Origin of the sequence: Mesonia mobilis DSM 19841, assembly GCF_000423405.1 — a bacterium.
Lineage (GTDB): Bacteria > Bacteroidota > Bacteroidia > Flavobacteriales > Flavobacteriaceae > Mesonia > Mesonia mobilis.
The window spans coordinates 1-2166 of the sequence record NZ_AUHX01000038.1; the positions used below are offsets into that span (position 1 = coordinate 1).

The 2166-nt window shown below is 32.9% G+C and carries 2 protein-coding genes; both read left to right on the plus strand.

Annotated features, from left to right (window positions below; all coding sequences use genetic code 11):
- The first annotated feature begins 641 nt into the window (after positions 1-641).
- Complete coding sequence (locus G551_RS0112215; protein ID WP_027885826.1) at positions 642-1442, plus strand: lipocalin-like domain-containing protein; 801 nt, start codon at positions 642-644, stop codon at positions 1440-1442.
- Positions 1443-1638: 196 nt separating this feature from the next.
- Complete coding sequence (locus G551_RS0112220; protein ID WP_027885827.1) at positions 1639-2067, plus strand: hypothetical protein; 429 nt, start codon at positions 1639-1641, stop codon at positions 2065-2067.
- The last annotated feature ends 99 nt before the right edge of the window (positions 2068-2166 follow it).

Sequence of the window (2166 nt, forward strand, 5' to 3'; positions counted from 1 at the left end):
AGGCTGACATTTCTCTGGCACGTTCAATTATTAATAGTTTTTTAGCTATATTCGTTTCTTAGCGATCGCAACTTGAAGCGATATACGAGACCGTTAGCTAAAATACGAAACAAAAATCAGAGAGTTTAATTGCAAATTCTTTTTTTGTTCGAGTTTTATTTCAAATCTGAAACTAAACGTTTAATGGAAAACTCACTCAATTCGCAAAGCAGAAACGGATTAAATTGGTTGAAAATCTTTGCGCGGAGAAATTAAAAATTAAATAAAAAAAATTAGAACTCGGCGAATCTAAACTTACTCGGTTTGATAAATTGGAATGGATAAATCGTTGCGGATAAAATTTTCTTAGCACTACTCTATTTTTAAAATCTTTGCGGATAAAAAGTAAAACTTAAATTCGTTTTCAAAAGAAAATCAAAACTCGGCTGACAAAGAAGCTCAGATACGATAAAGTGGAATCGACAATCTTTACGCAAAAGTACTTTAGCTAACAACGTTTATCTTCAATTGCGGTTCTGTGTCCTGCGGACACAGACGCTGGCGCGTCAAAGTCATTTCTTTTTATTATCTTTATTTCCTAAATTCCCACAACTGAAAGATAAACAAAACCGTTACCCACAATTAAAACTAAACTTTACGAAATGAAAAAACTGAATTTATTACTTACGATTATTTTAGGAATTACAATTTTATCTTGTTCATCTGATGACGAAAATAGTAACGGAAACGATAGCGACTTAATTGGAACTTGGTATGGAGTTTCAAGCACATTTAATGGAAATAACTCTGGAATACCTGATAACAGTATCTTAAAATTTACAACTGACAACCGAGTAGAATTTATTTATGAAGGTTTTGGAAATAACGGAGAAGATATTTCTGAATTTGGAGATTGGTTGGAAAATGGAAATACATTGACTATCACTTTCGATGAGGCTGACGCTGGATTGGAAAACTATGTTTTAGAGATTTTAGAACTTAATGATACAACCCTAAAATGGAGAACAGAAATTGTAGGAGAAGGAACATTAATAGAAACATTTAGTAAAAATCAAAACGCAACTGTCGATTTATCTCAATTTCAAGACTATAATTTAGAATTTACAGTTGATATTGCAGCTTACGGACCAAATGAACCTTACGAATTTCAAGCGACTTTCCTCACGACAGATGGAGACGACCAAATTGTAGAAATGACTGAAACGTACTCGGGTCTGACTGCAAATACAGACGATTTTATTTCTGACTCAAAAATTGTGAAGGAGTATAAAGTTGTCGGAATTAGAGCGACAGCAGTTAGCAGTAATGTTGGTGCTTTACAAGTCAAACTTACAAGAGTTTCAAACCAAAACGAAATTGTAAATTCCTTTGAGAATATACAAAATTCAGCGACTATCAGCTACGATTTTGAAACTGGAAACGAAACATCAACATCGAACTAAAATAACTGTGGGTAACAGCGTATATTTCCAATTGTGGTTCTGTGTCCTTCGGACACAAACGCTTACGCGTCAAAGTCAGTTCTTTTTATTATCTTTATTCCTAAATTCCCACAACTGACAAATATACAAGCACGTTGCCCATAATTTAATGCAACCATTTGGATAAAAAATCATCTAATAATAAAAAGTTTTTAAAATGGATACAAAATTAAAATTCGGAATATTAGGTCTGCTAACGATTGTACTATTTGGATGCAGTAACGATGATGGAAATATAGAAACGGAAAAATCTATAATCGGAAATTGGAAATTAATAGAAATTTATAATGACCCTGGAGATGGTTCGGGTAGCTGGAACTCGGTTGACAATGGATATACATATAACTTTTCTGAAAACGGACAATTTACATCAACACGATTTTCGGAATGTAGCGGTGGAAATTACACAATAGATTCTAATCAACTGACTTTGGATTTTGATTGCGATGGATTTACAACTGGAATTGAAGAACCAGAAGGAACATTTATTGAAAATTATACTTTTGAATCTAATACTGTAATATTTGTTCCAACATACCTGAATTGCATTGAGGGATGTGGTTGGAAATTTGAAAAAGTGAATTAATTTGAAAAAAACTATGGGCAACAATGGTAACCGTTGCACAAGCCTTTAATTCTTAGAAAATCTCACTTATTTAAACCGCTTTTAGGAGGTTTTTTGTTT